This is a genomic window from Pseudarthrobacter sp. NS4 (assembly GCF_024758005.1).
Classification (GTDB): Bacteria; Actinomycetota; Actinomycetes; order Actinomycetales; family Micrococcaceae; genus Arthrobacter.
Window position 1 is genome coordinate 2,996,030 of the sequence record NZ_CP103288.1, and the last position, 24,775, is coordinate 3,020,804.

The 24,775-nt window shown below is 66.6% G+C and carries 23 protein-coding genes; 10 read left to right on the plus strand and 13 right to left on the minus strand.

The window, feature by feature from the left end:
• Positions 1-129 precede the first annotated feature (129 nt).
• Positions 130-1,653 (minus strand): ATP-dependent DNA ligase, encoded by a 1,524-nt coding sequence (locus NXY83_RS14100; RefSeq protein ID WP_258802836.1) that lies wholly within the window; start codon positions 1,651-1,653, stop codon positions 130-132.
• Between the two features lie 89 nt (positions 1,654-1,742).
• Here NXY83_RS14100 and NXY83_RS14105 point away from each other — a divergent pair, with 89 nt between their 5' ends.
• A complete protein-coding gene (locus NXY83_RS14105) occupies positions 1,743-2,345 on the plus strand; it encodes a dihydrofolate reductase family protein (RefSeq protein ID WP_258802837.1) in 603 nt (200 codons plus the stop codon).
• A 127-nt stretch (positions 2,346-2,472) separates the two neighbouring features.
• Here NXY83_RS14105 and groL read toward each other — a convergent pair whose 3' ends face one another.
• Both groL and groES read right to left on the minus strand, forming a co-directional pair.
• On the minus strand, positions 2,473-4,083 hold the full coding sequence (gene groL, locus NXY83_RS14110; RefSeq protein WP_258802838.1) for a chaperonin GroEL: 1,611 nt from the start codon (positions 4,081-4,083) through the stop codon (positions 2,473-2,475).
• A 77-nt stretch (positions 4,084-4,160) separates the two neighbouring features.
• On the minus strand, positions 4,161-4,454 hold the full coding sequence (groES, locus tag NXY83_RS14115; protein ID WP_003805290.1) for a co-chaperone GroES: 294 nt from the start codon (positions 4,452-4,454) through the stop codon (positions 4,161-4,163).
• 225 nt (positions 4,455-4,679) lie between these two features.
• On the opposite strand from groES, the gene NXY83_RS14120 reads away from it, so the two are divergent.
• Positions 4,680-5,612, plus strand: a complete 933-nt coding sequence (locus NXY83_RS14120; RefSeq protein WP_258806233.1) for a DMT family transporter — start codon at positions 4,680-4,682, stop codon at positions 5,610-5,612.
• Here NXY83_RS14120 and NXY83_RS14125 read toward each other — a convergent pair.
• Positions 5,537-5,917: a hypothetical protein gene (locus NXY83_RS14125; RefSeq protein ID WP_258802839.1), complete on the minus strand. Its 381-nt coding sequence runs from the start codon at positions 5,915-5,917 to the stop codon at positions 5,537-5,539. The two genes, NXY83_RS14120 and NXY83_RS14125, sit on opposite strands and share 76 nt — an antisense overlap.
• A gap of 53 nt (positions 5,918-5,970) precedes the next feature.
• On the opposite strand from NXY83_RS14125, the gene NXY83_RS14130 reads away from it, so the two are divergent.
• Entirely contained in the window at positions 5,971-7,212 is a 1,242-nt protein-coding gene (locus tag NXY83_RS14130) for a class I SAM-dependent methyltransferase (protein ID WP_258802840.1), read from the plus strand.
• Between the two features lie 18 nt (positions 7,213-7,230).
• Here NXY83_RS14130 and NXY83_RS14135 read toward each other — a convergent pair whose 3' ends face one another.
• Both NXY83_RS14135 and NXY83_RS14140 read right to left on the minus strand, forming a co-directional pair.
• Positions 7,231-8,028: a shikimate 5-dehydrogenase gene (locus tag NXY83_RS14135; protein ID WP_258806236.1), complete on the minus strand. Its 798-nt coding sequence runs from the start codon at positions 8,026-8,028 to the stop codon at positions 7,231-7,233.
• Positions 8,029-8,138: 110 nt separating this feature from the next.
• Positions 8,139-9,572, minus strand: coding sequence for a glycoside hydrolase family 3 N-terminal domain-containing protein (locus NXY83_RS14140; protein ID WP_309484142.1), 1,434 nt, complete (start codon positions 9,570-9,572; stop codon positions 8,139-8,141).
• Positions 9,573-9,958: 386 nt separating this feature from the next.
• Between NXY83_RS14140 and NXY83_RS14145 the strand changes: the two genes are divergently transcribed.
• Entirely contained in the window at positions 9,959-11,110 is a 1,152-nt protein-coding gene (locus NXY83_RS14145) for a glutamate--cysteine ligase (RefSeq protein ID WP_258802842.1), read from the plus strand.
• Between the two features lie 21 nt (positions 11,111-11,131).
• On the opposite strand, the gene tsaD is transcribed toward NXY83_RS14145, so the two are convergent.
• The 6 genes from tsaD to NXY83_RS14175 form a co-directional block, all read right to left on the minus strand.
• Positions 11,132-12,262 carry a tRNA (adenosine(37)-N6)-threonylcarbamoyltransferase complex transferase subunit TsaD gene (tsaD, locus tag NXY83_RS14150; protein ID WP_258802843.1) on the minus strand — a complete coding sequence of 377 codons (1,131 nt, stop codon included), beginning with the start codon at positions 12,260-12,262 and terminating at the stop codon, positions 11,132-11,134.
• On the minus strand, positions 12,259-12,714 hold the full coding sequence (gene rimI, locus NXY83_RS14155) for a ribosomal protein S18-alanine N-acetyltransferase (RefSeq protein ID WP_258806237.1): 456 nt from the start codon (positions 12,712-12,714) through the stop codon (positions 12,259-12,261). The genes tsaD and rimI overlap by 4 nt, the downstream gene beginning before the upstream one ends.
• Positions 12,715-12,758: 44 nt before the next feature.
• Positions 12,759-13,430 (minus strand): tRNA (adenosine(37)-N6)-threonylcarbamoyltransferase complex dimerization subunit type 1 TsaB, encoded by a 672-nt coding sequence (tsaB, locus tag NXY83_RS14160; RefSeq protein ID WP_258802844.1) that lies wholly within the window; start codon positions 13,428-13,430, stop codon positions 12,759-12,761.
• Complete coding sequence (gene tsaE, locus NXY83_RS14165; RefSeq protein ID WP_258802845.1) at positions 13,430-14,053, minus strand: tRNA (adenosine(37)-N6)-threonylcarbamoyltransferase complex ATPase subunit type 1 TsaE; 624 nt, start codon at positions 14,051-14,053, stop codon at positions 13,430-13,432. The genes tsaB and tsaE overlap by 1 nt, the downstream gene beginning before the upstream one ends.
• Complete coding sequence (alr, locus tag NXY83_RS14170; RefSeq protein ID WP_258802846.1) at positions 14,050-15,270, minus strand: alanine racemase; 1,221 nt, start codon at positions 15,268-15,270, stop codon at positions 14,050-14,052. The genes tsaE and alr overlap by 4 nt, the downstream gene beginning before the upstream one ends.
• A gap of 118 nt (positions 15,271-15,388) precedes the next feature.
• Positions 15,389-16,480, minus strand: coding sequence for a carbohydrate kinase family protein (locus NXY83_RS14175; protein ID WP_258802847.1), 1,092 nt, complete (start codon positions 16,478-16,480; stop codon positions 15,389-15,391).
• Positions 16,481-16,550: 70 nt separating this feature from the next.
• Here NXY83_RS14175 and NXY83_RS14180 point away from each other — a divergent pair, with 70 nt between their 5' ends.
• The 5 genes from NXY83_RS14180 (at position 16,551) to NXY83_RS14200 (ending at position 23,457) form a co-directional block, all read left to right on the plus strand.
• A complete protein-coding gene (locus tag NXY83_RS14180; protein ID WP_258802848.1) occupies positions 16,551-17,957 on the plus strand; it encodes a 6-phospho-beta-glucosidase in 1,407 nt (468 codons plus the stop codon).
• Between the two features lie 96 nt (positions 17,958-18,053).
• Positions 18,054-19,319, plus strand: coding sequence for a D-inositol-3-phosphate glycosyltransferase (mshA, locus tag NXY83_RS14185; RefSeq protein ID WP_258802849.1), 1,266 nt, complete (start codon positions 18,054-18,056; stop codon positions 19,317-19,319).
• Between the two features lie 79 nt (positions 19,320-19,398).
• Positions 19,399-21,075, plus strand: a complete 1,677-nt coding sequence (locus tag NXY83_RS14190; protein WP_258802850.1) for a formate--tetrahydrofolate ligase — start codon at positions 19,399-19,401, stop codon at positions 21,073-21,075.
• A 151-nt stretch (positions 21,076-21,226) separates the two neighbouring features.
• Positions 21,227-22,186 (plus strand): endonuclease domain-containing protein, encoded by a 960-nt coding sequence (locus NXY83_RS14195; RefSeq protein ID WP_258802851.1) that lies wholly within the window; start codon positions 21,227-21,229, stop codon positions 22,184-22,186.
• A 92-nt stretch (positions 22,187-22,278) separates the two neighbouring features.
• Positions 22,279-23,457, plus strand: coding sequence for an IS30 family transposase (locus NXY83_RS14200; protein ID WP_258802853.1), 1,179 nt, complete (start codon positions 22,279-22,281; stop codon positions 23,455-23,457).
• Positions 23,458-23,491: 34 nt separating this feature from the next.
• On the opposite strand, the gene NXY83_RS14205 is transcribed toward NXY83_RS14200, so the two are convergent.
• A complete protein-coding gene (locus NXY83_RS14205) occupies positions 23,492-24,007 on the minus strand; it encodes a DUF2306 domain-containing protein (RefSeq protein ID WP_258802854.1) in 516 nt (171 codons plus the stop codon).
• A gap of 92 nt (positions 24,008-24,099) precedes the next feature.
• Between NXY83_RS14205 and NXY83_RS14210 the strand changes: the two genes are divergently transcribed.
• Complete coding sequence (locus NXY83_RS14210) at positions 24,100-24,738, plus strand: MerR family transcriptional regulator (RefSeq protein WP_258802855.1); 639 nt, start codon at positions 24,100-24,102, stop codon at positions 24,736-24,738.
• The last annotated feature ends 37 nt before the right edge of the window (positions 24,739-24,775 follow it).

Genomic DNA, 24,775 nt, shown 5'->3' on the forward strand with positions numbered 1-24,775 from the left:
TCCGGGCGGGTGTGTAGCAGACGTCACAGACCCCGGCCCCGGTGGATACCCGCCATTTCGCACCTGGCCCCGTTCCGGATACCGCCCGCCCAGCCGCCCGCCGTCGTCGTCGCCGTTCACTGTGAACAGCTACGGACGCAACAGCGCGCGCAGCGTCTGGATAATGTCGGCCTCCGCAGCCGTCTTGTCGTCACGGTAACGCTTGACGCGGGCGAACCGGAGGGCGATTCCGCCCGGATAGCGCGAAGATTGCTGCACACCATCGATCGCGATCTCCACTACGATGACCGGCTCCACCCAGACGGTATTTGAAGTGCGCCGCACTTCGAGCTCCTGGAACGTCTTGGTCTGCCACCGCAGCAGCGCATCCGTGAGGCCCTTGAATGTCTTGCCGACCATCACGTAGCCGCCGGCTTCCCCGAACTCCCCTGCCGGGTCGAGGGCTCCGAGGTGCAGGTTCGACAACAACCCGGTACGCCGTCCTGATCCCCACTCGCAGGCGAGGACCACCAGGTCGTAGGTGAGCACGGGCTTCACCTTGATCCAGTTGGAACCACGCCGGCCGGCTGCGTAGGCCGATCCGACCGCCTTCACCATGACGCCCTCGTGGCCTGCGGCGAGCGCATCATGCGACACTTTCCCGGCTACTGCCGCGTCCGCCGTGATCTCCCCAGGGATCCGGTGCCCCGGGGCGATGCGCTCGAGCACGCCGATGCGCGTTGACAGCGGCTCATCGAGCAGGTCGCGCCCGTCGACGTGCAGTACGTCGAAAAACCAGGGATGCAGCACCGTGGTGCGCGCTGCATCCGCCCCGAAACGCGACATCGTCTCCTGGAACGGCCGCGGGGCACCGTCCTCGTTGAGGGCGAGGGTCTCGCCGTCGAGGATCACATCGCGCACCGGCAGCGCGCGCACCACGTCCACCACCTCGGGCAGCCGGTGGGTCACCTCGGCCAGGGTGCGTGTGAAAATGCGCACCTCTTCGCCGGCCCGATGCACCTGGATCCGTGCGCCGTCGAGCTTGTATTCCACGGATGCTTCCCCCGTAACTTCCAGCGCGGCGGCGGCGCTGGGCGCGGTTGCGGCGAGCATGGGCTGCACGGGGCGCCCGACGACAAGGCCGACGGCGTCAAGCTGGGCCGCCGTTCCCGTCATCGCCAGCAGGGCGGTTTCGCCGAGATCGCCGGAGAGCATGGCTGCGCGGCGTACGGAGTCGGCGGGCCGGTCGGCGGCACGGGCGACGGCATCCGTGAGTACTCCCCCAAGCGCACCGGTACGCAGTTCGCCGAGCAGCACGCCGGCGATGAAGGCCTGCTCGCGCTCGGTGGCTGCCCCCGTAAGCGTCCGGAGGGTCCCCGCGCGCTCCGCAGCCGATCCCGCGCCTGAGGTGACGAGCAGCCGGTCCAGGGCAGCGTCGAAGTCGGCGACAGTAAGACTCGGCTCAGCGGCAGGCTCCCCCATGGCCGCTGACATGCCACGCCAGCCGATCCCTACCCGGCCCTGCCGCGGTTTGGCTGTGAGCAGGCCGACGGCGGTCGCAATCTCCGCGGGCTCGAGCCGGCACAGCAGGTCCGCGAGTGTATTGACCTTCGCGAGCCGGGAACGCGTGGACGCGACGGCATCCGTAGTTTTCACGAGCTCGTCGAGCAGCATGGCACCAGTGTGCCACGCGCACTGCCGCCAGGGCATGGAGCCGGCCGACAACGCTGGACAGCGACGGAACGCACTTCCACACTGGACGCATGGGAATCATCGTCGCCAACCTGTTCATCACCCTCGACGGTGTCTACCAGGGGCCCGGCGGCCACGAAGAGGACACCGAGGGCGGCTTCACCTTAGGCGGTTGGCAGATGCCGGTATCCGACGACGAGGCTGAGGCGGCCATCGAGGCCGAAATCAGCCTCATCGACGCCCTGCTTCTCGGACGGAAGACCTACGACATCTTCGCGGCCTACTGGCCCCACCAGTCCGGCGACATCGGCGGCACGCTCAACCGGGTTCCGAAGTTCGTTGTTTCCAGTTCCCTGACTGCGCCGGCCTGGGCGGACACGACGCTCCTGCCGGATGCCACGGCCGCCGGCGGGCTCCGGGAGGAGTACAACCAGGTGCACATGTTCGGCAGCGGCGTCCTCATCCGTTCACTGCTCGCGGCAGACGTCCTGGACCGCCTGCACCTCTGGCTCTATCCGGTCACCCTCGGGCAGGGCAAGCGCCTGTTCGACGCCGGCACCATCCCCGCCTCCTTCCGCCTCGCCGAGCCGGCGCGCACCTTTCCGAAGGGAGCAGTGTCGCTGGTCTACGAGCGTGCGGGCGACGTGGAGACGCAGGACATGCCCGGCACTTAACGCGGGAACCGCAGGCACAAAAAACCGGCCCAGCGGATGCTGGGCCGGTCCTTTGTGACTACAGGGCTGGGCCCACGCCGGCGAGGGACCCGAGTCGAGCGAAGCGAGACTTGGGAGCCGGTGGGGCTTAGTGGCTGTGGCCTGCGTGCTCGTCTTCCTCGGCAGGCTTCTCCACGACCAGGGTCTCGGTGGTGAGAACCAGGGCAGCGATGGAGGCTGCGTTGCGGAGGGCTGCACGGGTGACCTTGACGGGGTCGATGACGCCGGCGGCGATCAGGTCCTCGTACTCGCCCGACTTGGCGTTGAAGCCGTTGTTGGTTTCGAGCTCGGCAACCTTTGCGGTGATGACGTACCCGTCGAAACCGGCGTTCTGGGCGATCCAGCGCAGCGGCTGGACCAGCGCGCGGCGGACAATGCCCACAGCAGCGGCGGCGTCGCCTTCAAGTGCCTTGACCGCAGGGTCCTCGTCCAGGGCCTTGAGGGCGTGGATGAGGGCGGAGCCGCCACCGGCCACGATGCCTTCTTCGAGGGCTGCACGCGTGGAGGACACGGCGTCCTCGATGCGGTGCTTCTTTTCCTTCAGCTCAACCTCGGTGGCTGCACCGACCTTGATGACGCCGATGCCGCCGGCCAGCTTGGCCAGGCGTTCCTGGAGCTTTTCGCGGTCCCAGTCGGAGTCGGTGCGGGTCAGCTCGGCGCGGAGTTGGGCAACGCGTGCTGCCACGTCTTCAGCCGAACCGGCACCGTCCACAATGGTGGTGTTGTCCTTGGTGACGGTGATGCGGCGGGCGGTACCCAGCACCTCGAGGCCAACGGTTTCCAGGCTCAGGCCCAGTTCCGGGGAAACAACCTGCGCACCGGTGAGGGTGGCGATGTCCTGCAGCATGGCCTTGCGGCGGTCGCCGAAGCCCGGAGCCTTGACGGCAACAACGTTCAGGGTGCCGCGGATGCGGTTGACGATCAGCGTGGAAAGCGCCTCGCCTTCCAAGTCTTCGGCGATGATGAAGAGCGGCTTGGAGCTCTGCAGCGCCTTTTCCAGCAGCGGGAGGAATTCCTGGATGTTGGAGATCTTGCCCTGGTTGATCAGGATGAGGGCGTCTTCGAGGACTGCTTCCTGGCGCTCTGCGTCGGTGACGAAGTACGGGGACAGGTAGCCCTTGTCGAACTGCATGCCCTCGGTGAGGACCAGTTCGGTCTGCGTCGTGGAGGACTCCTCGATGGTGATCACGCCATCCTTGCCCACCTTGCCGAAGGCCTCGGCGAGGAGCTCACCGATTTCGTCGCTCTGGGCGGAGATGGCGGCCACGTTGGCCACCTGGGTGCCTTCAACGGGGCGGGCATTCTCCAGCAGGCGGGCGGCGACGGCTTCAACGGAAACCTCGATGCCGCGCTTGATCTGGCCGGGAGCGGCACCTGCCGCCACGTTGCGCAGGCCTTCCTTGACCAGTGCCTGGGCCAGAACCGTTGCGGTGGTGGTGCCGTCGCCGGCAACGTCGTTGGTCTTGGTGGCCACTTCCTTGGCCAGCTGGGCACCAAGGTTCTCGTACGGGTCGTCCAGCTCAACTTCGCGGGCGATGGTGACGCCGTCGTTCGTGATGGTGGGAGCGCCCCACTTCTTGTCCAGGACGACGTTGCGGCCGCGGGGGCCGAGCGTCACCTTGACGGTGTTGGCGAGCTTATCGATGCCGGCTTCAAGAGACCGGCGGGCAGCGTCGTTAAACGCAAGCTGCTTTGCCATGGTTTTGTCCTTTCAAGACAGAACCCCGCGCAGCTGAACAGCAGAATGCATGACCAGCGGCGCGGGGATCCGGAGAGTTACTTTACGACGATCGCCAGGACGTCGCGGGCAGACAGTACGAGGTACTCGGTGCCGCCGGTCTTGACTTCGGTTCCGCCGTACTTGGAGTAGATAACGACGTCGCCGACGGCTACATCGACAGGAACGCGGTTGCCGTCCTCAAAGCGGCCGGGGCCTACTGCAACAACTTCGCCTTCCTGGGGCTTCTCCTGTGCGGAGTCCGGGATCACCAGGCCGGAAGCCGTGGTCTGCTCGGCTTCGAGCGGGCGGACAACAATACGATCCTCAAGAGGCTTAATAGAGACCGACACTCGGACCTCTCCTTTTCGTCAGCAAATTCGTGGACTGGAAAGCTTTCCGCCCTGGCTGGCAAACCGTCGTCGCGGTGCCGGCAGCAGCCTGGCTGGCAGCTCTTCATGTGTTAGCACCCTCCTAGGGAGAGTGCTAATGAAGACTCTATGTGCGGGTTAGCACTCGGTCAAGGCGAGTGCCAGCGTTTCGTCATCCGCGTACACCACGGCGTGTACATTGAAGCGGTGCGAGCTGCCGTCTACCTGATCCTTGCAAACCTTTTCTGGGCCGGAAACTTCGTGGTGGGCCAAGCCGCGATGCAGACCATGGAACCGTTGCAGCTGACTTTTTGGCGCTGGGCACTGGCCGCCGTGCCGCTGCTCCTCCTGGCGCAGGCCGTGGACCGGCCGGACTGGCGGGCTGTGCTGCGCCGCTGGCCGGTATTGCTGCTTCTGAGCGTGCTGGGCATGAGCGGCTACACCCTGCTGCTGTACAGCGCGCTGCAGCACACCTCGGCCCTGAACGCCTCCCTGGTGACGGCAGCAAACCCGGCCCTGATCATGGTGCTTGCCGTGGTCCTGCTCCGGGACAGGCCGCGGCCGGTGAGCTGGCTGGGCATCGGCCTGGGGCTGGCAGGCGTCCTGCTGGTGCTGACCGGAGGCGACGTGGAGCGCCTGCTGACCTTCTCCATCAACACCGGCGAACTGCTGATCCTGGCAGCCATCACGGTCTGGGGCCTGTACACAATCATTGCAAGGCGGCTGGCCCTGCCAGCGATCACCGCAACGGCCGTGCAGGTGGCCATGGCGGCGGTAGTCCTGGGGCCTGCCGCTGCAGTAACGGGTGCCGGGTTGCCGTCCACCCCTGCCGAAGGCTGGTCATTGGCGTTCATTGCCCTGTTCCCGTCGCTGGGCTCCTACCTGCTGTGGAACCTGGCACTGAAAAGGACCACGGCGGCCAACGCCGGCAACTACCTGAATTTGATCGCCGTCTTTACCGCCATCATCACGGTGCTGCTGGGCCAGCCCATCACCGTGGCGCAGGTGCTGGGCGGGATCCTGGTGATATCCGGCGTCCTGCTGACCAGCGCGGGCCAGCAGCCTCAGCGTCCCAGGTCGTCGAAGGCCACGTCCTCGCCGCCCTCGGACTCCCGCGCCCCCTGGTTCCTGCCGCGGTAAAGCAGCACGGCCGCGCCAAGGGCCGCCAGCAGGGAGGCGACCAGGAACACGATGCTCCCAATCCGTGCGCCGGCATACAACCCACGGATGTCGCGGGCTTCCTGCGTGTCGTCCTGGACACTGTTGCCGCCCACTGAATAGACGGTCGCGTTGAAGGTGTCCAGGAAGAAGATGATCACCAGCAGCGCGATGCACACCACTGCCACTACGGAAGCCGTGATGAGCGCCGAACGGGCGTATCTGGCGGGGCCCCGGTCCGTGGGTTGCTGGTCTCCGGACTGCTGGGGGCCTGCGCTCTCTTCCATGGTTTCCACCCTATCGGCATCCCGCGGGGTGCTCCTCCACTAGGCTGGAACGCATGCCTCAAGCTCCCCAGGACCAGATCGCGCCGTTGCTCACCCCTGAAGGCTGGGAGCTGCTGGCGTCCCTGGGGCCCTATCAGGAGGACGCATCATTCGAGCTCAATTCGTCTCTCCGGAAAGCCGGGCATTCCCCCGAGCTGGTGTCTGCCGTCCTCACCCAGTCCAGGCTCCGCACCAGGGCGGAAGGGAAGTTCGGTGAGTTTGCCCGCAGCATGCTGTTTACCCAGGCAGGCCTGGAACAGGCCACCCGCCTGAGTGTGGCCGCACGGCATGCGCAGCGGTTTGCGGAAGCAGGAATCAGCCACGTGGCGGACCTGGGCTGCGGGCTGGGCGCCGACTCGCTTGCCCTGGCTTCCCTGGACATGACCGTCACCGCGGTGGAGGTGGATGAAACCACTGCCGCCTGTGCCACGGTAAACCTCATCCCGTTCCCGAACGCCACGGTGGTCCACGCGGATGCCACTGCGGTTCCGCTGGACGGTATCGACGGCGTGTGGCTGGACCCCGCCCGCCGGGTCACGTCCACATCCGGCACCAAGCGCATCTGGGACCCCGAAGCTTTTTCGCCGCCGCTCTCGTTTGTGGAAGGCCTTGCAGCGCAGGGCCGGGCAGTCGGAGTGAAGATGGGGCCGGGCATGCCGCATGACTCCGTGCCGCCGGACTGCGAAGCGCAATGGGTTTCGGTGGCCGGGGACGTCACCGAGGTGGCGCTGTGGTTCAACGCGGTGCGGCGGCCGGGAGTCCGCCGCTCGGCCCTGGTGCAGGGTGCCGGCGGCGCCGCCGAGGTGACCAGCGCCGAGGACTTCGGGGCCGGGCCGGCAGCACCGGTTGGTCCGGTGGAAGGTTACCTGTATGAACCCGACGGCGCCGTCATCCGCGCGGGACTGGTCGCCGACGTCGCGCTTCAGCTCGGTGGCCACCTGGTGGACGAGCACATCGCCTACATCTGCGCCCCCGCCCTGGTGGATACCCCGTTCGCGCGGGCATACAAGGTGCTGGAGGTTATGCCCTACAACGTCAAGGCGCTCAAGGCGTGGGTGAAGGCGGAAGGCGTCACGGTGCTGGACATCAAGAAACGCGGCACGGCCGTCTTGCCGGAGGAGCTCCGGAAGCAACTGCTGCAAAGCGGCAGGAGCGCCGCGAAGAAGGGCGGCAGGACAGCCACCCTGGTCCTGACCCGCATTGGTGAGGACCGGGTGGCCATCGTCGTGGAACCCGTCACTCCCGGGTCCGCCTGAGCGTGACTGCTGCGGGCATTACTGCGCCCGCATGAACTCCTCCGCCGCACGCACCTGCTCAGTGCTGGGCCGCACGCCGGTGTAGAGCACAAACTGCTCCAGCGCCTGGATGGTGGCAACTTCCGCTCCGGTGATCACGGGCTTTCCCGCAGCGCGGGCAGCCCTGATCAGCGGGGTCTCGGCAGGCAGGGCCACTACGTCGAAGACGAGCCGGGCGGCGTCAATGGCCTCAGGCGGGAAAGACACAGTGTCCGCTTCCGGCCCGCCGGCCATACCAAGGGGCGTGACGTTGATGATCAGGTCAGCCGTCCCGCCGTCGAGCGCCGCACGCCAACCGAACCCGTACTGGTCTGCCAGCGCCCGCCCCGTCGCTTCATTCCGCGTGATCACCGTGACGTCGGTGAAACCGGCATCCCGGAGCGCGGCCACAGTAGCCTTGGCCATGCCGCCTGCGCCCTGGACCAGGACGGAGTAGCTGGTGGGCACCGAGTTGGTGGCGAGCAGCTGTTCGATGGCTGTGTAATCGGTGTTGTACGCCTTGAGGCGGCCGCCGGTGTTCACGATGGTGTTCACGGAATCGATGGCCTTGGCGGAGGGATCCATCTCATCCACGAGGGCAATGACGTCCTCTTTGTAGGGCATGGAGATGGCGCAACCCCGGATGCCCAGGCCGCGGACTCCGGCGATGGCCTGCTCCAGGTTGGTGGGCGCGAACGCCTTGTAGATCCAGTTGAGCTCCAACTGCCCGTACAGGTGGTTGTGGAACCTGGTCCCGTTGTTGCTGGGACGGGCCGAGAGCGAGATGCAGAGGGTCATGTCTTTATTGAGGATGGGCACCTGACCATTAAACGCGTTCCCACCCAACTGGGTAGCAGTAAGTGTCGTTTTGAGCCGCCAAAACGACACTTACTGCTACTTGGTTGGGTTTACGGGCAGCCGGTTCCGGCCGGAAAACTTCCGACGGCGGCAGGCAGTTTCCCGGCCGCCGTCGCCTTCCCCGCCAGCACGGCGGCCAGCGCGTCGAAGGCGGCATCGCTCCGGCCATAGAGCGCAAGCCTGACAGGTGCCGGAGAATCCCGCAGCGGCCAGGGTGCGTCCAGTGCCACCGCAATATCCCCTCCAGCGGGGCGCGCCCCGAACCCGATGAGGTTCACCAGCGGCCCGGAACCCAGTGTGAGTCCGGCGCGGGCAGCCGCCGCCTCGAACCGTTCCCGGTCCCCCGGTCCTCCCCCCGTTACGCGCACTGCTCCCGGCACCATAGGTCCCGTGCAGGGCCCGGACACAACCGTGACGGCCGAGGCCGATACGCGGGCGGAGACCGGAGCGCCGCTGCCTGCCGGGGTTCCGGCTGCGGAAGCGCGCCGGCCCTGCCAAAGCATCATGGTGGCCACCCGCCGGGCGGCCTCGTCCAGCCGTTCGGCAGGCAGGCTTCCGGACTGCACTGCCCCGACAATGGCGGCATGTGCCTGGGCCACGTCCACCGGCATCAGCAGCAGGTCAGCGCCGGCAGCCAGCGCCATGACGGCGGCGGTGCCACCAGGGTACTGCTTGGCCACCGCGCCCATATTCAGTGCATCCGTCACCGCCACGCCGTTGAACCCAAGCCCGCGCAAGGCGGCGTAGGTGTGGGCGGAGAGCGACGCCGGGACACCGGGTTCCAGCGCGGTCACGGCGATGTGCCCCGTCATCACCATGGGCATACCGGCATCGATGGCCGCCTGGAACGGCTTCCAATCCCTGCCGCGGAGTTCCTCAATGGCGGCCGGCTGTAACGGCAGGCTGATGTGGGAATCGGCGGTGACCGAACCATGTCCCGGGAAATGCTTGACTGCCGGGAGGACTCCTGCGGCGAGCATGCCGCGGGAGAAAGCCACCCCGTGCACGGCAACGGCGGCAGGGTCAGCGGACATGGACCGCGCCCCGATGGTGGGATCCATCGGCCCGATGGTGACGTCGGTGTCCGGCGCGAAATCGACGTTGAACCCCAGCGGCACCAGCTCTCCGGCCAGGCCCTGCCCTGCTTCCCGGGTCAGCGTTTCGTTGCCCGCCGCACCGTAGCTCATGGGCGCGGGCCACTCGGTCAGCGGGGCGCCCAGCCGGGCCACCAGGCCACCCTCCTGGTCTACAGCGACCATTCCCGGCCAAGGGTCTCCGTCCGCAAGGGTGGCCTGCGCCAGCCGGTGGTTGATGGCGGCCATCCCGGCAAGGTCCAGCTTCCCCTGCGGATCTTTGGGAACGTTGTCACCCATGATGATGGAGCCCGCAAGGTGGAGCCGTTCGATGGCGGCGGCGTGGGCTTCCACCTCCCTGCCCCTGAAAAACGGCAGCAGCACCTGCCCGGCTTTTTCCTCGGTTGTCATGCCGGCCACAGCCGCGGCGGCGGCGTCCTGGTCCCGCTGCTCCGGACCCCAGCCCAGGGGCCGGGAACCCGGATCGGGTGAGGGGGAAGGGGAGGCGGGCGCCGGCGTCGTACGCGGTATTTTGATGGGTGACGGGGTGGCGGAAGGTGCCGCTGTGGCGGCGGGCGGCGAGGGCCGGGGGGCTGGAACGGCGGTGCAGGAGGCCAGTGCCACGGCGGATACCGCCGCGAGGAGGGGGAAGATTCTGTGTGGACTGTCACGCAGGTGTTGGAACGGGGCCATTAATACGATGCTACCCCTGCACTAGACTTGAACCACCCGTTCCCCTGCCGGCAGCAGCCCGTGAGCGGCGTCAGCCAGCGGCAAACCGGACAGTAAGGAAACGCGTGAAGATTGACTTCGCTTCATCGAGGCAATCAACCCTTGGTGTTGAATGGGAGCTCGCGCTGGTCGATGGCAGCACCGGGGAGCTCGCTTCCGTAGCCAATCAGGTGCTGCGCGGTGTCGCGTCCCGCCATCCTGAGTTGAACGAGGACGACGAACACCCGCATATCAAGCAGGAACTGCTGCTGAATACGGTGGAGCTGGTCACGGGTATCTGTGAAACTGCCGCCGACGCCAAGGAGGACCTGAGCCGGTCCCTCGCCGCGGTCCGGGAGATCACGGATCCGATGGGTGTGGAACTGTTCTGCGCCGGCAGCCACCCGTTCAGCCCGCCGCAGCTGCAGCCGGTGACGGACAAGGCCCGCTACGCCAAGCTGATCGACCGCACGCAGTGGTGGGGACGGCAGATGGTGATTTACGGCGTGCATGTGCACGTGGGGCTGGACCGCCGCGAGAAAGCCCTCCCGGTGCTTGACGGGCTGGTTAATTACTTCCCGCATTTCCAGGCCCTTTCCGCGTCCAGCCCGTTCTGGGGCGGCGAGGACACAGGCTACGCGTCGCAGCGGGCCCTCATGTTCCAGCAGCTGCCCACAGCCGGCCTGCCGTTCCAGTTCCGGTCCTGGGAGGAATACGAGTCCTACGTCCAGGACATGTTTACCACCGGAGTAATCGACACACTCTCCGAAATCCGCTGGGACATCCGGCCGGTCCCGAACCTGGGCACCATTGAGATGCGAATCTGCGACGGCCTCGCCACGTTGGAGGAAGTCGGCGCAATCGCCGCGCTCACCCAATGCCTCGTGGACGAGTTTTCCACCACCCTGGACAACGGCGGCAGCATTCCCACCATGCCGCCTTGGCACATCCAGGAGAACAAGTGGCGGGCTGCGCGCTACGGCATGGACGCCATCATCATCCTTGACGCCGCGGGCAAGGAACAGCTGGTCACCGACCACCTGCTGGATACCCTGAACCGGCTGGAACCGGTTGCGGCCAAGCTGCGTTGTGCCGACGAACTCGCCGACGTGGAGAAGATTATCCGCCGCGGCGCGGGGTACCAGCGCCAGCGGCGGGTTGCCGCCGAGCACGGCGGAGACCTCCAGGCCGTGGTGCTGGACCTCGTCAAGCAGATGCGGAACGGCCCCACCGCCTGATTCTTCCCCCGTTGCCCCCGGTCAGGCGGGCAGCGACACCGAGGTGACCGGCATGGACGAGTCCGGGGCGAAACTGATTCCGCTCGGCTTCACCCCTGCCATTACCAGCTGCGCACCCAGCGCCGCCACCATGGCACCGTTGTCCGTGCACAGGTCCAGCGGAGGCACGTGGAGCCGTATTCCGGCCGAGGCACAGCGCTGGCCGGTCAGCTCGCGCAGGCGCGAGTTTGCCGCCACCCCGCCGCCCAGCAGGACGTCCTTGATGCCGTGCTCCCGGCAGGCAAGAACGGCTTTGGACGAGATGATGTCCACCACGGCTTCCTGGAATGCTGCGGCGATATCTGCCACCGGTATGTCCTGGCCACGGGCTTCGAACTGCTCCACGCACCGGGCGACGGCTGTCTTCAGCCCGCTGAAGGACCAGTCGTAGCGGTGCTTGCCGGGCTCTTCGGCGGTTCCCATGTACTTGGGCTGGCTGAGGCCCCGGGGGAAGCGAATGGACTTCGGGTTGCCGGTACGGGCCACTTTGTCGATGGCGGGCCCGCCCGGGTAGCCCAGTCCCAGGATGCGGGCCACCTTGTCGTAGGCCTCCCCCGCGGCGTCGTCGATGGTGGAGCCCAGCAGCACCACGTCGTCGGTGATGCTGTTGATCTTCAGGATTTCGGTATGGCCGCCGGACACCAGCAGGGCGCCCAGGTTTTCGGGCAGCTGCGGAGCTTTCAGCGGGCCGCCGCGGCGCTGTCCGTCTTTGTGCTGCCCGTCGTTCCGCTGCCCGTCCAGGAGTCCCACGCCCACGTGCGCCACCAGGTGGTTGATGGCGTACAGCGGCTTGCCGGTGGCCACGGCCAGGGCCTTCGCGGCACAGACGCCTACCATCAGCGCCCCGGCGAGTCCGGGGCCGGAGGTGACGGCGATGGCGTCCACCTCGTCCAGCCTGACTCCGGCGTCGGACAATGCCTGTTCCAGGGTGGGGACAAAGGCGTCAAGGTGCGCCCTGGAGGCAATTTCCGGGATGACACCGCCGAAGCGGACGTGTTCGTCCATCGATGAGGACACAGTGTTGGTCAGGAGCGTGGTCCCCCGGACGATGCCCACGCCGGTTTCATCGCAGGACGATTCGATGCCCAGGACCAGTGGCCGGGTCTGGTTCATGGCTGGCCTCCTTCTGTTTCATCATCGCCGGTGAGCTGGAGCCTCATAATCAGGGCATCGACGCCGTCGCGGTAGTACCGCGGGCGGACATGGATCTGCTCGAACCCGAAGCGGAGGTACAGCCGCTGCGCCCGGGGGTTGTCCGCGCGCACTTCCAGGAGGACGTCCGCGGCGTTCCGGCGGCGGGCCTCGTCGATGAGGTTGGTCAGCAGGGTGCTGCCAATGCCCATGCCCTCATAACCAGGAACGACGGCGATCGTCTGCACGTCCGCGATCGGTTCGATGCACATGAGGCCCGCGTATCCCACAATGCCGTCCGTGCTTTCCGCCACCAGATAGCGCCGGGTTTCCGGCTGGGCCAGCTCGTCGAAAAACATGTCCAGGGGCCAGGCGTCAACGGGGAAAAGCCTTTGCTCAAGGGCGTTGACGGCCGGGACGTCGTCCACGGTCATGTCCCGTACGGAGATGCCTGCCGTGCGGGGATCAGGAGTGGTGCTCACAGTGCCCTCTTCCTCGGTCCGGGGACCTGCGCATCGGATTCGCGCAGGTACAGCGGCGTGGAGTCAAGAAGGCCGTTGCCGGAGGCCAGCCGGGCCAGTGCGAACTGGCCCAGGTACAGCGCATCAGGCTGTTCGTGGGCAAACTCCGGGTCGGCCCGGAGCATGTCAGCGTAGAGTCCGGCCCCGGCCCCAAAGGCGGGAAGGACCGGCAGGTCCGCCGCCGAGCCGACGTGGGGACCGTCCTCGAGCCGGGGCAGCTGGCCCTCGGCCAGACTGTAGCGGGCCCAGTAAACCTCCTTGCGGCGGGCGTCCGTCACCACAAGGAAATCGGGGACAGCTGCAGTGGATTCGGCCACTTCCAGGGCTACCGCGTCCAGGCTCATCAGGCCGTGCAGCGGCTTGCCCCAGACAAACGCGAGGGTACGCGCCGTCGCAATGCCGGACCGCAGGCCGGTGAAGGGACCCGGACCGACGCCGACCACCAGGGCGTCGATGTCCTGTCCGGTGACGCCGGCGGCGGCAAGCATGTCCGCGATCCCTGGTGCCAGCACTTCCGCGTGGCTTCGGGTGTCCTCGGTGGAGAAGGCGGCGACCACGCCCTCGAGGGCATCATCCGATACGAGTGCGGCGCTGGCGACAGCCGAGGTATCAATGGCAAGGATCAGCATCAGTCTTTCCCTTCCGCGCTGCGCAGCTCTGAGGCGCCCAGCTCCGGGGCAACCGGCCACCGCGGACCATACCCGCGCATGACGATGGTGCGGGGCTCGTCAGTGTCCTCGTTGTCGAAGTCAAGGCTCCCTGCAGGCCCGCTGCCGGGGTCGGGGGTGGAACCAGGTCCTGCGGCACTGAGTCCGATGGCACGGTGCAGGTCGATTTCGAGCCTGCTTTCGCTCAGGTGCTCCACCCGGTCATGCCCCCATTCAACTACCGTCACCGAGGAGTCCAGGGTGTTTTCCAGGTCAATGTCGTCGATCTCGGCGGCTGAGCCGAGGCGGTAGGCGTCCACATGCACCAGGTCCGGGCCGCCGGGGCGGGGACCGTCCCGCAGGTTGGGATGGATGCGGACCAGGACGAAGGTGGGCGAAATGATCCCGGCGCGGACCCCCAGCCCCTCCCCCAGCCCCTGCGTAAAGGTGGTTTTTCCGGCGCCCAGTTCGCCGGAGAGCACCAGCAGGTCCCCCGCCTCCAGCACCCCGGCGAGGCCGACGGCGAGCGCATGGGTCTGGTCCGCCGTCGTCGCGGTGAAGGTCTTTTCCCAGTTCGGCAGGGCCGCCGGTTCGAAGGCGTTCACGCGGCCCCCTCCCCGTGCAGCCCGGCAGCGGTGTCCTGTTCATTGATGAAGCGGCGGGGCACCCGCGGGCTGATCCGCGTCACGATCTCGTAGTTGATGGTCCCGGCGGCGCGCGCCCAGTCGTCGGCGGTGGGGCCGCCGTCGTCTCCGTTCCCGAACAGTTCAGCCTCGGCGCCCAGCAGTCCGGCTCCGGCCGCGCCCGTTTGACCGAGGTCGATCACCATCTGGTCCATGGCGATCCGTCCAACCACCGGGTACGTCCTGCCGGCCACCCGGACGGGGCCTCCGGTGGCAATGCGCGGCACGCCGTCGGCATAGCCCATGGGGATGAGGGCCAGGGTGCTGCGGCCGCTCGTATGGTAGCGGAGGCCGTAGGAGACGCCCTGCCCGTCCGGCACCTCCTTGCACTGGGACACCAGGGTCCGGAGCGTCATGGCGGGGCGGAGCCCGAGTTCCGCGGAGGTTTGTCCTTCGAAGGGCGAGAGTCCGTAAATGCCCAGGCCCGCGCGGACCAGGTCAAAGTGTGTGTCCGGCCGGGAGAGCGTTGCCGGGGTGTTGGCCAGGTGCCGTACTTCCGGGTCCACTCCGGCGTCTTCGGCAACGGCCAGCGCTTCCCGGAACACCGCCAGCTGCTGGTCGGTTTCGGGCCGTTCCGGCTCATCGGCAACGGCAAGGTGGGAAAAGATACCCACGACGCGCAGCAGCCCCTGGTCCTGGTATTCCATCGCCTCGCCCACCAGTGAGTCCCAGGTATCGGGGGTGGCCCCGTTTCGTCCCAGGCCCGTGTCCACTTTCAGGTGGATGCGCGCGGGGCGCTCCTGTTCCCGGGCTGCCGCCACGATGCGCTCAAGTTCCCACCCCGAACATCCAATGTCGACGCCGGCGGCCACCGCGGCGCCAAAGTTGCTGTCCACGGTGTGCAGCCATGCCAGCAGCGGCGCGTCAATGCCGGCAGCCCGCAGGGCCAGGGCCTCCGAGATGTGGGCCACGCCAAGCCAGGAGGCGCCTCCTTGGATCGCCGCCCGCGCCACTTGAACCGCACCATGCCCGTACGCATCGGCCTTGACGACGGCCATGACTTTCGCCGGGGATGCGGCGGCGGCGAGGCGGCGGACGTTGTGCCGGATGGCGCCGAGGTCGATCACGGCGGACCGCTCGTGGCGGGGGTCCTGTCCAGGGGCAGCGCTGAATTCACCGGTTGTTGCGGGGTAAGTCACCTTAGTGATTCTAGTGCGGGCACTTCGGGCCGAATAATCACGCCGGCGGGGGCTCCATTCCGGAACCGGCGGCAGCCGCGGGCGCCCCCGGAGGATGCTCCAGCCCAGGGAGTGGCCCTCAGGCGTCCGAAAGGTGGGCGATGGTGGCTGCAGCCCTGCGCTGCGCGGCGAGCGGGACGTCCTGGATGATCTCAGCGAGGAAGCCAAAACGCCGAAGCCACTGGCTCATCTGCCGTTCGGGCCGGGCGTTGGCGCGCTTCCACCAGTCGGCGATATCACCCCAGCCGGGCGCAGCGAGCGAGCCGCCCACCTCCTGTACCGCCAGCGAGGCGCACAGGTTGGCGAAGCGCAGCCTGTTTCCCAGCGGCCAGCCGGCCAGGCTTCCGACAATGAACGCGGCGTCGAAACAGTCACCGGCGCCGGTGGGGTCGAAAGCCTTCACTGGAAGGGACGGCACCCACTCCTCCTCCCCCGTCTCCGAATCCACCGCCATGGCGCCCTGGGGGCCGAGTGTCACCACTGCCACGGGAACGCGGTCCGCCAGCGCGTACAGGGCAGTCCAGGGATCGTCCTTTCCGGTAAAGGCCATGGCCTCACGCTGGTTGGGCAGGAACGCATGGAAGTACTGCAGGTTCTCCAGCCGGACCGGCGCCCATTCCCCCGTGGGGTCCCACCCGACGTCACCGAACAGCTTGACCCCCGCCTGGTGGGCCGCCTTCGCCCACGGTTCCACCTCCACCCCCACTTCTGCGATCCCCGCGAGCGCCGGAGGAGGGGTGCCGATCAACTCCGAGGATGTGACCGGAGGGGCGTGGCCATGGGTCACCAAGGACCGGTCCTTGTCCACGCACAGGGAGACGGTTACCGGTGAATGCCAGCCTGGCACCCGCCGGGACAGGCTGAGGTCCACGTGTTCCTGGCTGGAGAGGATCTTCCAGTTGAAGTCGCCGTAGCCGTCATCGCCGAATGCGGCGGCCAGGCCTGTCTTGAGTCCCAGGCGGGCCGCCGCGATGGCCTGGTTGGCCACCCCGCCGGGGCAGCTGCCCATTCCGTCGCTCCAGATTTCGGTGCCGGGTTCCGGGCTATGGGGAAGGCCGGTGAAGATGATGTCCTGGAATACCGTCCCGGCCAGGAGGAGATCCAGCCCGGGTTCGCTGAACGGGCGGACAGCAGCCAGGGGGTCGAAGGGGCGGGCTGGGATCGCGTCCATGTCCGGCACGATACGCCGTGCCGGTGACATCCGGTAGGGGACGCCCCGTGCCGGGCCTAGACTGCTGGTTATGCGGCTTCTGATTGCCGGCGGCGGAGGTTTCCGGGTGCCGCTCATCTACCGGGCACTGGCCTCGGGCCGCTTTGCCGGGCTGGCCACCGAACTGGTGCTGTTCGACGTCGACGCTTCCCGCCTTGCCGCCGTCACCGCCGTTTTGCACAGTATGCCCGACGCCCCGGGCGCCCGCCTTCCGGTCCGCTCCACCACCAGCCTTCCGGAAGCCCTCGCCGGGGCCGACATGGTGTTTGCAGCCATCCGGCCCGGCGGAACGGCCGGACGGGTTGCGGATGAACGGGTGGCCCAGGACCTCGGGGTGCTGGGGCAGGAAACCACCGGAGCCGGCGGCATCTCCTACGCCCTGCGGACCATCCCGCACATGCTGGAACTGGCCCGGCTGATGAAGGAACATTGCCCGGAGGCGTGGCTGATCAACTTCACCAACCCTGCCGGCATGGTCACCGAGGCGCTGCTTCCCCTCCTGGGCCGCCGCGTCATCGGGATCTGCGACTCGGCGGGCGGGCTGGTACAGCGGGCTGCCCGTGCGGCCGGGGCGGCGCTGCCCGATGGACGGCTCGACGCCGTGGGCTACTACGGGCTGAACCACCTGGGCTGGCTGTACAAACTGGAGTCCGGCGGCCGGGACGTGCTTCCGGACCTGCTCGCAGACCCCGGCGCCCTGCAGTCGTTCGAAGAGGGCAGGCTGTTTCCGCAGCCGTTCCTTGCCAGGCTGGGGGCGCTTCCGAACGAGTACCTGTACTACTACTACCGGGGCGAGGAAGCACGGCTGGCAATGCGGGCCATGGCCAGCACCCGCGGGGAGACCATCCATGTCCAGCAGCAGGAGCTGTATCCACGGCTGGCCGCTGCCGGGGATAATGCCTTCCGGCTCTGGGAGGAGGCGCGGCGTTCCCGCGAGGAGGGCTACCTGGCCGAAGCACGCGCCGACGGCGGGCAGCGCGACGAGGACGACCTCGCCGGCGGCGGCTATGAACGGGTGGCACTGGCCGCCATGAGCGCACTCTCGGGAGCCGGGGAGACGCAGCTGATCCTGAACACCTGCAACTCCCTGCCCTCCGAAACCATGCCGGCCACTGCTGAAGCAGCCGCTTCCCAGGCCGCCATTCCCGGCCTGCCGGCGGACGCCGTCGTCGAACTTCCCTGCGCCGTCACCCCCGACGGCGCGCATCCGCTGCCCCAGCAGGAACCACCGGAACCACGGCTTGGGCTGCTTCGCCGGGTCAAGGACGTGGAACGGCTCACGGTCCGGGCCGCGGCAAACGGTGACCGGGATGCGGCCCTGGCAGCGTTCGCCCTGCATCCCCTGGTGGATTCGGTGGATCTGGCGGCGGAACTCCTGGCTGGCTACGAGCGGGCCTTCCCCGGGCTGCAGCAGCTGTGGCGCGGGGCCGGGAGTTAACACACATCGGCGGGCGTGAGGGAAGGAGTAGTGTTTTTATCGAATGCGCACTGAACCGGCGCCCATCAGACGTGCCGGTGCCCGGAAGGAGGTCCCGTGGCATTGATCCGCAGGGTCGCTTTGCTCTCCCTCCACACCTCCCCCATGGAGCAGCCGGGGTCCGGTGACGCGGGCGGGATGAACGTCTACATCCGCGAACTGGCCTCCGCCCTGGCCGAAGCCGGGGTGGAAGTGGAGATCTTCACGCGCGCCACCTCGGCCGGCCAACCCGCCGTCGAACACCCTGATCCCGGTGTCTGCGTGCACAACGTCCTCGCCGGCCCGCCGAACAAGATCCCCAAAGAAGAACTTCCCGGCCTGCTGCACAGCATGGTGGCCGAGATTGAACAGATCCGCCGGCGGCAGCCGCACGGCCGGTACGACGTCATCCATTCCCACTATTGGGTGTCGGGCATTGCAGGCCTGGAGCTGTCCGAACTGTGGGGCGTGCCGCTGGTCCACACCATGCACACCATGGCCAAGGTCAAGAACCTGCTGCTGGAATCGGGCGAGCAGCCCGAGCCGCGGCGGCGTGAGCTCGGCGAGCACCGCATCGTTGACGGTGCTGCCCGGCTGATCGCCAATACGAGTTCCGAGGCGGCCGAACTGGTGTCGCATTACGGGGCCACGTACGACCGGATTGATATCGCGCCTCCAGGTGTGGACCTCAGTACCTTCACGCCGGCCTTCCGGAGCAGGGCCAGGGCCGAGCGCGGCATTGACCAGGATACTTTCCACCTGATGTTCGCCGGCCGCATCCAGCGGTTGAAGGGCCCCCAGATCCTGGTCAAAGCTGCCGCGCTCCTCCGGAGCCGGCGGCCCGACATCAACCTGCGGCTCACCATCCTGGGCTCCCTGAGCGGGAACAAGGAGTTCAACCTGCGGCGGCTGATTGCCGAGGCGGGCATGGACGACGTCGTCACGCAGCTTCCGCCGGTCAAGGCACCGGAACTCGCGGCCTGGTTCCGGGCGGCAGACGTTGTGGTGATGCCGTCCTTCAGTGAATCCTTTGGCCTGGTGGCACTTGAGGCGCAGGCCTGCGGCACCCCGGTGGTGGCCACCCGGGTGGGCGGGCTCTCGCGTGCCGTCTTCCACGGGCGGACCGGGCTGCTGGTGGACGGTCATCACGCCGCCGATTGGGCGGAAGCGCTGGAGGCCCTCTACGACGATCCCGCCACCCGCGAGGACATGGGGCGCGCAGCCGCCATCCGGGCCCAGAACTCCGGCTGGGCCCGCACTGCCGCCATCACGCTCGAAAGCTACCACGCCGCCGTCGACCGCCATGTGGGGCCGCAGCTCGTGCCGGTGGTTCCCTCTTACTGATTTTTCCGGTGCTGTTGCTGCGGGGCTGTTAGCTTAGGGGCAGGTGCTCCGGCACCAGCCCTTCCAGGAAAGGACAAAGATGTCTGTTTTCCCTACCGACCTTGAAATTGCCCGCGCGGCCCAGATCCGGCCCATCGGGGAGATCGCTGCCGCTGCGGGCATCAATGCCGATGCCGTTGAGCAGTACGGGCGGTACAAGGCGAAGATCGACCCCGCACGGTTGGACGCTCCGCCGCCTGCCGGGAAGGTGGTGCTGGTCTCGGCCGTGTCCCCCACGCCTGCAGGCGAAGGGAAGTCCACCACCACGGTTGGCCTTGCCGACTCATTGGCCCGCGCCGGGCACAAGGTGATGATCGCGCTGCGGGAGCCCTCGCTGGGCCCGGTCCTGGGCATGAAGGGCGGCGCCACCGGAGGCGGCTACTCGCAGGTGCTGCCAATGGACGAAATCAACCTGCACTTCACCGGCGACTTCCATGCCATCACCTCAGCCAACAACGCCCTGATGGCTCTCGTGGACAACCACATCTATCAGGGCAACAAGCTTAATATCGATCCCCGCCGCATGACGTTCAAGCGCGTCCTGGACATGAATGACAGGGCCCTGCGCGAGATGGTCATCGGGCTCGGCGGACCCACCCAGGGAATTCCCCGCCAGGACGGTTTCGACATCACCGTGGCGTCCGAGATCATGGCGGTCTTCTGCCTGGCCACGGACCTTGCCGACCTCCGCTACCGGCTGGGCCGCATCAGCTTCGGGTACACGTTCGAGCGCACGCCGGTGACTGTTGCCGACCTTGGTGTCCAGGGCGCCCTGGCCCTTCTCCTGAAGGAAGCCATCAAGCCGAATCTGGTGCAGAGCATTGCGGGCACACCCGCGCTGGTCCATGGTGGCCCGTTCGCCAACATCGCCCACGGCTGCAACTCGCTGGTTGCCACCCAGACCGCCCGGCGGCTGGCGGACATCGTGGTGACCGAAGCCGGTTTCGGCGCCGATCTGGGTGCGGAAAAGTTCATGGACATCAAAGCCCGGGTTGGTGGCCTGGCGCCTTCCGCTGTTGTGGTGGTGGCAACGGTGCGTGCGCTGAAGATGCAGGGCGGAATGGCCAAGGACCAGCTGACGCGACCGGACCAGGCGGCGCTCGAGGCAGGGGTGGCAAACCTGCGCAGGCATGTACGCAACGTGGAGAAGTTCGGGGTCACGCCGGTGGTGGCCATCAATCGTTTCTCCTCCGACTCCCAGGAGGAGCTCGACTGGCTGCTGGCGTGGTGCGCCGCCGAGGGTGTCGCGGCCGCCGTAGCGGATGTGTGGGGGCGCGGAGGAGGCGGCGACGGCGGAGATGAGCTTGCGGCCCTGGTTGCGAAGGTGGTGGCCGGGCCCAATAACTTCCGGCACCTTTATCCGCTGGAGTTGTCTGTGGAGGACAAGATCCGGACCATTGTGCAGGAGATTTACGGGGCGGACGGGGTGGACTTCTCGGTACCGGCACTGAAGCGGCTGGCCGATATCGAGCGGAACGGCTGGGGCGGGCTGCCGGTGTGCATGGCCAAAACCCAGTATTCCTTTACGGACGACGCCTCACGGCTGGGCGCGCCCAAGGGCTTCACCATCCACGTGCGCGACCTGCTGCCCAAGACCGGAGCAGGATTCATCGTGGCACTCACCGGGGCGGTCATGACCATGCCCGGCCTCCCTGCCATGCCGGCCGCCCTCCGGATGGACGTGGACGACGCCGGCAACCCGATCGGCCTCACCTAACCCCAGACGCTCTCTCACCTTTCACGGTCATTTCCCCAACCCTCTTTCACCTTCCGCAGGATCCCGCGCGACGCTCTCTCACGTCCCTCGCAACTTGACAGTCTGTGGATAACTTCTGCGGCGCCCGCACGTTTTGGGCCACAATCCCAGCATGTACATGCGCCAAGTTCTACCTCCGCCACTGGCCGAAGCACCCTTCACACTTAATGCAGCACTGGCTTCAGGCGTCTCGAGTACCAGGCTGCGAAGAACTGACGTGATTCATGTGAGCCGAGGGCTCTACCGGCCGTCGGATTGGAGCTTTGAGTTGGAAGCCGCAGCGCGTGCACTGTCCCTGGCATCACCGGGAGCCTGGATCTCCCATGTCACTGCGGCCCGGCTGCACGGCCAACTACTGCCACCTTGGCTGTCAGACTCGACCGAACTGCATCTCAGCAAACCCCGGAAGCTGCCCCCTGTACGCCGCAAAGGTGTGGTCGGCCATACGGTTATCGCCCGGGAAGAGGAAATTGAATCGTATGACGGCATTCGCATCAGTACGCGATCACGGACGTGGCTCGATTTGGCGCGTCACCTGTCCCTCGTCGATCTGGTGTGCATGGGCGATCAAATCATCCGCCTTCCAAGACCTGCGTACGAAGTCAGGTCAGAACCGTTCGACACTTTGGAGGGACTCTGTACTTTAGTGGCGCAGCATCCGAACCTCCAAGGCGTTGTCCGTGCCCGGGAGGCCCTCGAGCTATTGCGCGTTGGGGCCGACTCAGCGCCCGAAACTATCCTCCGCCTTGCTATGGCCGATGCAAACCTGCCGGAACCCGACCTTCAGATTGCCCTGCGACCGCAAGACACCACATCACCAACCGCCGACCTTGGCTACCGTCACCGGCGCCTGGCGGTTCAGTACGACGGCGAACATCACCTTCTTGACGCGCAGTCCTTGAGTGACAGGCGGCGGGACAAGGCCTTTGAATTGGCGGGCTGGACGGTTCTGGTACTCACAAAGGACGATTTGGCGGACGGATTCGAACGGGCCATCAACAAAATAAAGCTCCACCTGCGCCATGCGTGGACGGATCATTCGCATGCAGCCGGTTTTACCGGTACCAAATGAGCGCCCCTAGTGTGAAAACCTGCAGGAACTGAAAGGGGATGGTCGGCGGGTTCAAGGGGTCATTGCAACACCTGAGTGATTGGGGTGTTGTTATGGGCTTTGGTCGGCCTGAGATCTTGCGTGAGGTGGCTCGGGTTTTCTGGGAGGCGAGGTCTTCTGGAGCATCTGATGAGTTGGCGGCGGAGGCGGCCGGTCTTTCCCCGTCAGCGGCCCGGGTGATCGTCCGTCAGCATGGTGGGGTGAATCCTGCAATTAGGCCTGCCTGCCGACGGTTCTTGTCCTTCCATGAACGCGAGCTGATTGCCGTGTGGCGGGCCGCCGGATGCGGGATACGTGAGATCGGCCGGCGTTTGGGCCGGAGCCCGTCCACGATCAGCAGGGAACTGGGCCGGAACATCCGCAATGAAGGCAAGCGCCCCTACCTGGCGTCCTCGGCGCAGAACCGGGCGCAGAAGCTGGCACGCAGGCCTAAGACCCGGAAGCTGGCCGTTAATGAGGCCCTGGCACTCTACGTTGCCGGGATGTTGACGGCCCGGGAACGGTTGTCCCCGGAGCAAATCAGTGCCCGGCTGCGGATCGATTTCCCCGATGATGAGAGCATGCGCATCAGCCCCGAGACGATCTATCAGTGCATCTATATCCAGGGCCGCGGCGGGCTGAAGGCCGAGCTTGCCGCTGCCCTGCGGACGGGCCGGGCCGTGCGCCAACCGAACCGGCGGGCCGGGAACCGAAAGCCCCGGGTCCCGAAGGAACTGCTGATCAGCGAACGCCCCGCGGAGGCCGAAGACCGGGCTGTGCCCGGGCACTGGGAGGGCGATCTGATCATCGGTACCCCCGGCACCGGGGCGATCGGAACACTCGTGGAACGCAGCAGCCGCTTCGTGATGCTCCTGCACTTGCCCAACGGACACACCGGCGAGCAGGTACTGGCCGCCATCCAGGAAACCTTGCCTACGCTCCCGGCTCAGCTGCGCCGGACCCTCACCTGGGACCAGGGCGCGGAGATGGTCGGCATTCACGAACGCGTCAAGGTAGCCACCGGAGCGGACGTTTACTTCTGCGACCCTCACTCACCCTGGCAGCGCGGCACGAACGAGAACACCAACGGACTCCTGCGCCAGTACTTCCCCAAAGGCATGGACCTCAGCACCGTCACCCCCGAGGACCTCGACTACGCCGCCGCGGGCCTCAACGGTCGCCTACGCAAAACCCTCGGCTGGAAAACCCCCGCCCAAGCCCTCCAAGAAATACTGGAAGAATCAGCAGCATAGAACGTGTTGCAACCACCACTTGAATCCGCCGTCCTCAAATCCGCAGAAAGTGAGAGCGCGTCCGAGTCCCTGCGCCCTGCCGTGCAGCCGATCGTCCGCCACGTTTGAGCGAAACGAAAATTACGGCGACGGCGAGCACCACCAAGCCGGTAACAAAGGCGGCAGTTGCCGGATCCTGCGCCAGGAGCTGTGGGATTGCCCGTCCCGGCACAACGGTCGCAAAAATGAACGCCACGGCAATGCCAATGTAGCTGCCGACCATGTTTCCCACATGGGATGGGATGTTGCGGCGGATCGCACTATATAGACCCAAGGTCACTGTCACGATAGTGAACGCAGATAGGCCATGCAGCCAGGTGAAGTGCCCGGCCGTCACAATCCAGAAACTGCTGAAGCAGACGTAGTACATCGCTGCCACCCACAAGTACCCCATCATGCGGTGGATACGGTCGCGACGCCGGCGAAGGATTTGGACCGGGCCGATGGCAAGGGCGAACAGGGCTGCAATCACGTGGCTGACAAGCAGTGCATTCCAGTGCTCCATGCTCATAGGATAGTGCTGCTATCCAATGCTGTATATCAAGATAGCGGGCAAGGGATCCACTATCCAGTTGATTCAGCCCAGGCAGGAGGACGGCAGCCATGCAGCTCAAGGACCTGAGTGAACTGTCGGGGGTCACGGCGGCCAGCGTCAAGTTCTACTTGCGTGAAGGCCTGCTGCCGGCCGGCGAAGCCGTTCATGCGACCCGTGCAGAGTACTCCCTCAGACACGTGGAGCGTCTCGGGCTGATCCAGGCACTCCGGCGCATCGTCGGACTGAACATCCAAGAGATCCGGGGCCTCCTCCGGATGGCGGACGACGGCGCCCCGCGACTGGCGCTCCTGGCGGCGGTTCAGCGCGTGGTGCTGAAGCTGGACGCGGCACGCACCGGCGGCGAGGCCGGAACCGGGGCGAGTGACGCCGTCGTGCATCTCCGAAACTGGCCGGACTACCCCAGCGATGCCAGAAACGCACTTAACGCGCATTTGGAGCTGATGCACAGCCTCGGCATTGAGGTGACCGATGAGGTCCTGGACACTTACAGCAAGGCGATGGACGACGTCGCACGATTCGACATCGCCGCCACCACCACTCCGGAAAGCGTAGACGAACTCATCCTCACGGCGGCCATCGGTATGCATATGCACAGCCAACTGCTGCTGAGGCTGCTGGCCCTCGCGCAAGCAAGCCATGCCATCCGACGCTACGCCGGCGACACTTCAGGCGCGGCAGCACCCTAATAGTGAGAGAGCGTCACAGGAAAAGACGCAGGACGTG

Excerpts from the sequence above, each read along its gene's own strand:
- NXY83_RS14100 (WP_258802836.1), bottom strand. The coding sequence starts at position 1,653 with ATGCTGCTCGACGAGCTCGTGAAAACTACGGATGCCGTCGCGTCCACG.
- NXY83_RS14105 (WP_258802837.1), top strand. The coding sequence starts at position 1,743 with ATGGGAATCATCGTCGCCAACCTGTTCATCACCCTCGACGGTGTCTAC.
- groL (WP_258802838.1), bottom strand. The coding sequence starts at position 4,083 with ATGGCAAAGCAGCTTGCGTTTAACGACGCTGCCCGCCGGTCTCTTGAA.
- NXY83_RS14125 (WP_258802839.1), bottom strand. The coding sequence starts at position 5,917 with ATGGAAGAGAGCGCAGGCCCCCAGCAGTCCGGAGACCAGCAACCCACG.
- NXY83_RS14130 (WP_258802840.1), top strand. The coding sequence starts at position 5,971 with ATGCCTCAAGCTCCCCAGGACCAGATCGCGCCGTTGCTCACCCCTGAA.
- NXY83_RS14135 (WP_258806236.1), bottom strand. The coding sequence starts at position 8,028 with ATGACCCTCTGCATCTCGCTCTCGGCCCGTCCCAGCAACAACGGGACC.
- NXY83_RS14140 (WP_309484142.1), bottom strand. The coding sequence starts at position 9,572 with ATGACAACCGAGGAAAAAGCCGGGCAGGTGCTGCTGCCGTTTTTCAGG.
- tsaD (WP_258802843.1), bottom strand. The coding sequence starts at position 12,262 with ATGAACCAGACCCGGCCACTGGTCCTGGGCATCGAATCGTCCTGCGAT.
- rimI (WP_258806237.1), bottom strand. The coding sequence starts at position 12,714 with ATGACCGTGGACGACGTCCCGGCCGTCAACGCCCTTGAGCAAAGGCTT.
- tsaB (WP_258802844.1), bottom strand. The coding sequence starts at position 13,430 with ATGCTGATCCTTGCCATTGATACCTCGGCTGTCGCCAGCGCCGCACTC.
- NXY83_RS14175 (WP_258802847.1), bottom strand. The coding sequence starts at position 16,480 with ATGGACGCGATCCCAGCCCGCCCCTTCGACCCCCTGGCTGCTGTCCGC.
- NXY83_RS14180 (WP_258802848.1), top strand. The coding sequence starts at position 16,551 with ATGCGGCTTCTGATTGCCGGCGGCGGAGGTTTCCGGGTGCCGCTCATC.
- NXY83_RS14190 (WP_258802850.1), top strand. The coding sequence starts at position 19,399 with ATGTCTGTTTTCCCTACCGACCTTGAAATTGCCCGCGCGGCCCAGATC.
- NXY83_RS14195 (WP_258802851.1), top strand. The coding sequence starts at position 21,227 with ATGTACATGCGCCAAGTTCTACCTCCGCCACTGGCCGAAGCACCCTTC.
- NXY83_RS14200 (WP_258802853.1), top strand. The coding sequence starts at position 22,279 with ATGGGCTTTGGTCGGCCTGAGATCTTGCGTGAGGTGGCTCGGGTTTTC.
- NXY83_RS14205 (WP_258802854.1), bottom strand. The coding sequence starts at position 24,007 with ATGAGCATGGAGCACTGGAATGCACTGCTTGTCAGCCACGTGATTGCA.
- NXY83_RS14210 (WP_258802855.1), top strand. The coding sequence starts at position 24,100 with ATGCAGCTCAAGGACCTGAGTGAACTGTCGGGGGTCACGGCGGCCAGC.